The organism is Streptomyces sp. NPDC087215 (assembly GCF_044744885.1).
In the GTDB taxonomy this organism is placed as follows: domain Bacteria; phylum Actinomycetota; class Actinomycetes; order Streptomycetales; family Streptomycetaceae; genus Streptomyces.
In genome coordinates, this window is record NZ_JBIUZD010000010.1 from 46,722 (window position 1) to 52,843 (window position 6,122).

The 6,122-nt window shown below is 75.8% G+C and carries 3 protein-coding genes; 1 reads left to right on the forward strand and 2 read right to left on the reverse strand.

What is annotated here, in order from left to right; all coding sequences use genetic code 11:
* Positions 1–90: 90 nt before the first annotated feature.
* Entirely contained in the window at positions 91–306 is a 216-nt protein-coding gene (locus ACIO92_RS23835) for a hypothetical protein (protein ID WP_366443162.1), read from the reverse strand.
* Between the two features lie 810 nt (positions 307–1,116).
* Complete coding sequence (locus ACIO92_RS23840; RefSeq protein ID WP_402283245.1) at positions 1,117–4,524, reverse strand: BTAD domain-containing putative transcriptional regulator; 3,408 nt, start codon at positions 4,522–4,524, stop codon at positions 1,117–1,119.
* A gap of 206 nt (positions 4,525–4,730) precedes the next feature.
* Between ACIO92_RS23840 and ACIO92_RS23845 the strand changes: the two genes are divergently transcribed.
* Complete coding sequence (locus ACIO92_RS23845) at positions 4,731–5,951, forward strand: amidohydrolase family protein (RefSeq protein WP_366443164.1); 1,221 nt, start codon at positions 4,731–4,733, stop codon at positions 5,949–5,951.
* Positions 5,952–6,122 lie beyond the last annotated feature (171 nt).

A 6,122-nucleotide genomic window follows, 5' to 3' on the forward strand; every position in this document is an offset into this window, starting at 1 on the left:
CCGTGCGCTCCCCCGTCGACCGGACCTCCCCGGTCGGCCCCGGCGGCTCCCCCGAAGTCGCCGCCGCGGCCATTCCCCGTCGGGAGTGGTCTAGTTGAGCGGCTTGACGGCGTGGTCGGCCGGGCCGGTCACCTTCTCGGCTATCGCGTCGAGCGCGGGCTCGGAGGTCGCGTGCATGTCCTTGGTGACGATCGGGTGCTCGTCCGGACCGGTGACCTTCTCGGTGATCGCGTCGAGCGCGGGCTCGGAGGTGGCGTGCATGTCCTTGGTGGCGATGATCGGGTCCTGCGTGATCGGGTCGGTCATGCTGGTCAACTCCTGCTTGTGATGTCCGAGAGATGAGGAGATTCGTCCGGCTGTTCCCCCGTTGGACGGCCGGACGAATCTCCGGGAGCCGATCACCCTAGTACCGGGTGTTCCGGCCCTCATCGGCGACCCGTCTGCCCCCCGACGCGGCGGATCGTCATGGGCAGAATCATGCCGGGTGGCGATAAACGAACGATGAACGCACAGGCCAAGCGGACGGGGGCCGCCCGGAGGCGGGCGGCACGCGGTCCGGGCGGGGGCCGTTGTCCGTACGGCCACCGGGCCCGCGCGCGGGCCTTCCCGGGCCGGTACGGGGAGCCTCCCGGGCCGTGGGAACCCCCCTCCGGGGGCGGCTGGAAACGAGCCACGGGACCGTACGGGGGCGGGGCTCGCGGCCGACCGCCGGGAGACGAGGGCGGGCTCGGGCGAGGCCCCGCCACGGACCGGCCGTACGGCCGTGGGAAACGTCCCGCGCCGGACCGGCCGTCACGGGCCGACCGGACCCATGACCGGACCCATGACCGGGGCCATGACCGCGCCCATGGCCGGGGCCACGACCGGGGCCCTGGGCGGTCCCGCCCCTCCGGCACGCCCGCTTCGGACCCGGCCCGGTCGGCCCCGCCCGGTCAGCCCGGCGCCCGGTCGCCCCTGCCGGACCGGACGGCCCGGCCGCCCGAGCCCGGCTCCGGGCGCGGGGACCACCGGGCCCGTGGGCGTCCGCCCCGGTACGTACGGCCCTGTGTCCGGACGGCGCGGCACCCGGTCTGCCCCGGCCCGCGCCTACGCGGCCCGCGCTTACGCGGCGTTCGCCTACGCGGCGTTCGCCGGGGACAGCAGGGCCCGGACCTCCGCCGCCTCCGGCGCGCCGAGTTCGTCGAAGATGCCGAGCGCCTCCCGCCAGCAGACCAGCGCCCGGCCGCTCTGCCCGATGCCGAAGAGCGCGCGCCCCAGCACCGTGAGGACGTTCCCGCGCCGCCATTCGCCGCCGATGCCGCGCAGCACCGTGAGCGCCATCTCGGCGTTGGCCGCCGCCGGGGCGTGCCGCTGCGCGGCGAGGTCCACCTCCGAGAGCCGGAAGAGGGTCATCCCCTCCCACAGCCGCTGCCTGCTGTCGGCGAAGACGGCCAGCGCCTCCCGGAGCTGCTCGCCCGCGGCGGCCAGCTGGTTGTCCTGGGTGAGAGCGAGCCCCAGCGCGTACCGCCCGTTGGCCCCGCGCAGCGCGTGCCCCATGGCGTCGTAGATCGCGGTGCCCTGCCGGGCCAGCGCTATGGCGCTCGACGTGCGGCCGGTGGCCAGGTGGATGCGGGAGAGGTTGCACAGCGCGCTCGCCTCGCCCGGCTGGTCGCCGATGCCCCGGAACCGTTCGATCGCCTCCGTGAAGTACTGCTCGCCCTCCGCGAAGCGGCTCTGGTAGAGCGCGATGATCCCGCGCGCGTTCGCCGACCAGCAGGCGGGCACCGGGTCCCCGGCCCGGTCGGCGTGCGGCAGGGCCAGTTCGGCGTCGGCGTCGGCCTCCTTGAAGCGGCCCGCCGTGTGGTGGACCCCGGCCAGGACCATGAACGCGCGGCCCGCCGCCCGGTCGTCCCCGAGGGCGCGGGCGGCGTCGCGCACCACGGCGCCCGTCGCCTCGAACTCCCGGGAGTTCGCCCCCGACTCGCCCAGGTCGAGCGCCGCCCACAGCAGGTCCACGGCCCGCCGCACGGTGTCCGGTGCCGCCGCGGACTGGCGGACGCAGGCCAGCAGGCAGTTCGCCTCCGCGTACAGCCAGTCCTGCGCCGCGTGCCGGTCGGTGAAGGTGAGCCCCTCGTGGACGGCGGGCTCCAGGTGGTCGACGAGCCGGTCGCCGGGGCGCTCGATCGCGTACACCCGGGCCGCCGTCGACAGGTAGAAGTCCAGCAGCCGGGAGAGCGCCGCCGTCTTCTCCGACGGGGGCTGCTCGTCGCGGTCGGCGCACGCACGCGCGTAGAGCCGGACCAGGTCGTGGTACCGGTACCGGCCGGGCGCCGCCGACTCCACCAGGGACGTGTCGACGAGGGCCTCCAGGAGGTCCTCGGTGTCCCACAGCGGCAGGTCGAGGACGGCCGCCGCCGCCGGGAGCGAGATGTCCGGGCCGTCCGCGAGACCCAGCAGCCGGAACGCGCGGGCCTGGGCGGGCTCCAGCTGGCCGTACCCCAGCTCGAACGTGGCCTTCACCGCCAGGTCGCCCGCCTGGAGTTCGTCGAGGCGCCGCCGCTCGTCCGCCAGCTTGGCCGCGAGCACGGACACCGTCCACGTCCGGCGGGCCGCGAGCCGGGAGGCCGCGATCCGGATGGCCAGCGGCAGGAACCCGCAGGCGCCGACCACGTCGAGGGCCGCCTCCCGCTCGGACTGGACCCGCTCCGCGCCGACGATCCGGGTGAACAGCTGGAGAGCCTCCTCCGGTGACATCACGTCCAGGTCCACCAGGTGCGCGCCCGCCAGGTCCACCATCCGGATGCGGCTGGTCACCAGGGCCGCGCAGCCCGCCGTGCCGGGCAGCAGCGGGCGGATCTGCGCCGCGTCCCTGGCGTTGTCCAGGAGGACCAGGACCCGGCGTCCGTCCAGCGTCGAGCGGTAGAGCGCCGCCCGGTCGTCGAGCGAGTCGGGGATGGCCGAGTCGGGGAGGCCGAGCGCGCGCAGGAACGAGCCGAGGACGGTCTCCGGCGCCGCCGCGCCCGAGCCCGCGCCCTGGAGGTCCACGTACAGCTGTCCGTCCGGGAAGTGCGGCCTGGCCTCGTGGGCGACGTGCACGGCCAGGGTCGTCTTGCCGACACCGCCGATGCCCGCGAGCGCCGACACGGCCATGACGTGGCCCTCGGCGGTGGCCAGCCGGGCGCCGAGTTCCCGTACGAAGGAGGCGCGGCCGGTGAAGTCGGGGACGGTCGCCGGGAGCTGCGCGGGCCGGGCGACGGGCGCCGCCGCCGGTGCGGGCTCCTCGACCGGGCGGGCCAGTTCGGCGTCGGCCTGGAGGATGCGCTGCTGGAGCCGGGAGAGCTCGGGGGCGGGGTCGACGCCGAGTTCGTCGGCGAGGAGCCGCCGGGTGTCGGCGTACACGGCGAGCGCCTCGGCCTGCCGTCCGCTGCGGTACAGGGCCAGCATCAGCAGTTCGCGGAGCCGTTCGCGCAGCGGGTGCCCGGCGGTGAGCGCGGTCAGCTCGGACACGGCCTCGGCGTGCGCGCCGAGCTCCAGGTCGACGTCGAGCCGGGTCTCCAGGAGGCTCAGCCGCCACTCCTCCAGGCGGGTCCGCTGGGTCTCGGCGTACGGCCCCGGTACGGAGGCCAGCGCCTCGCCGTACCAGAGGCCGAGGGCGGCGGCGAGCCGGTCCCGGGCGCCCGCCCGGTCCCCGGCGGTGCGCAGCTTCTCGGCCTCGGCGGCGAGTGCCTCGGCGGCGGTGACGTCGAGGGCGGCGGCGGAGGTGCGCAGGGCGTAGCCGCCGGACTCGCTGACCAGGACCTCGGGGCCGAGGGCCTTGCGGAGCCGGGAGGCGTACGTCCGGACGGCCGCGAGGGCCTGCGAGGGGGACTCCTCGCCCCAGAGCGCGTCGATCAGCTCGGCGGCGGTGGCGGTGCGTCCGCCGCGCAGCAGCAGGGCGGCGAGCAGGGCGCGCTGCTGCGGGGAGCCGGTGGGCACGGGCTCCTCCCCGCGCTGGGCCCGGACGGGCCCGAGCACGGCGAACCTGAGGACCCCGGGGGAGCCGCTCCCGGCCCCCGGGCCGCTCAGGACTCCGGTGCCGGTGGTCCGGGCGTCCGTGGGGGCGCCGGGTCCGGTGCCGGTGGTCCCCGTGTCCGTGGGCGCGCCGGGGCCGGTGCCGGTCCGGGCGTCCGCGTCGGCCCCGCCGCCGGGCTCCGTACGCGCGTTGCCGCCGGTCCGGGCCCCGCCGTCCGGGCCCGCGCCACGGTCCGCGCCGGGGCCGTCGTCCGTGCCCGTGCGCCGGTCCGCGCCGGGGCCGCCGTGCGTGCTCGCGCCGCCGGCCGTACCGGAGCCGTCGTCCGCGCCGGGCACGGCGTCCGCGCCGGAGCCGCCGGAGACCGCGTCCCCGTCGATGGTCATGTCCGTACTGGTGTCCCGCTCCGTCACCGGACCCCCGGTCGTCGCCGCGTCCGTGGTTCCGGCCGTGTCCGTGGCCGTACCCGCGTCGGCCGCCGCGCTCGTCCTCGGAGCCCGCTGCACCGGAACTCGCGGCCCGTTCTCACGGTCCATCGCTCCCCCTGCCGTACCGCAACCGCTGGTCTCGCCCCGCACAGTCTGCCTTGTCCGGAGGGGGTCCGTCAGCATCGGGTCGGTCTCGCCGGGGCCTCGATCGGGCCTCCGGAGGGCTCCGGGGCGGGCCGCCGGGGCGCCCCCGTCCGCCCCGATCTGCCGCACAATAGCTGACGGACCGTCAGATCGGCGCTACCGTGAAGCGCATGGAGACCTTCCCGAAGATCATCTCGGTGGACGACCACACCGTGGAGCCCCCGCACGTCTGGCGGGACCGCCTCCCGTCCCGCCACCACGACACCGGCCCCCGGATCGTCCGCGCCCCGCTGAAGGAAATGACCTTCCTCGGCGGCAAGTTCGCCCCGGTCATGGGGGCCAAGGGGGACGACGGGCCGGTCGGCGACTGGTGGGTCTACGAGGACCTGCACCGGCCGCTCACCCGCCTCGACACCGCCGTCGGCTACGACCGCGACGAGATACGCCTCGAAGTCATCACCTACGAGCAGATGCGGCCCGGCTCCCACTCCGTGCCCGAGCGCCTCGCCGACATGGACGTCAACCACGTCCAGTCCGCGCTCTGCTTCCCCACCTTCCCCCGTTTCTGCGGACAGACCTTCACCGAGGCGTCCGACCGCGAGCTGGGACTGCTCTGCGTCCGCGCCTACAACGACTGGATGGTGGAGGAGTGGTGCGGGCCCGAGGCCCGGGGGCGGCTCATCCCGCTCACCCTCATCCCGCTCTGGGACCCCGAACTGGCCGCCGCCGAGGTGCGCCGCAACGCCGCGCGCGGGGTGCGGGCCGTGGCCTTCTCCGAGATCCCCCCGCACCTCGGGCTGCCCTCGGTCCACACGGACCACTGGGACCCCTTCCTCCGTGCCTGCGACGAGACCGGCACGGTCATCGCCATGCACATCGGCTCCTCCAGCCGGATGCCGTCCACCTCCGCCGACGCCCCGCCCGCCGTCGGCTCCACCATCACCTTCGCCAACTGCTGCTTCTCGATGGTCGACTGGCTGATGAGCGGCAAGTTCGAGCGCTTCCCGAACCTGAGGATCATGTACGCGGAGGGACAGATCGGCTGGATCCCGTACATCCTGGAGCGCGCCGACGTCGTCTGGGAGGAGAACCGGGGCTGGGGCGGGGTCGCCGACAAGGTGCTGCGCCCGCCGTCCGAGCTGTTCGCCGGGCACGTCTACGGCTGCTTCTTCGACGACGCCTTCGGGCTGCGGAACCTCGACGCGATCGGCGCCGGGAACGTGCTCTACGAGACGGACTACCCGCACTCGGACTCCACCTGGCCCAAGTCCCGCGAGGTCGGCGAGGCGCAGATGGGCCATCTGCCCGGGGACGTGGTGGAGCGGATCGTCCGGGGCAACGCCATCGACCTCCTCGGCCTGACCCCGGAGGGACTCTGGCCGGGGGCGTGACGCCCCGGGCGGACGCAGGGGTGCGGTGTCGCGCGCCGGTGGGCGGTGGTGAGCGGTGAGCGGGTGGCCGTGGGGCGTACGGCACCGGCCCGGACGCCGGGGCGCACCACCCCTCCCGCCCCCGGTCACGGCCGGACCGCGCCGGTGCGGGCCGGTGCGGGCCTGCTCCGG

What these genes read in the sequence shown, in the direction of transcription:
- ACIO92_RS23835 (WP_366443162.1), bottom strand. Translation starts at nt 306, where the DNA reads ATGACCGACCCGATCACGCAGGACCCGATCATCGCCACCAAGGACATG.
- ACIO92_RS23840 (WP_402283245.1), bottom strand. Translation starts at nt 4,524, where the DNA reads ATGGACCGTGAGAACGGGCCGCGAGTTCCGGTGCAGCGGGCTCCGAGG.
- ACIO92_RS23845 (WP_366443164.1), top strand. Translation starts at nt 4,731, where the DNA reads ATGGAGACCTTCCCGAAGATCATCTCGGTGGACGACCACACCGTGGAG.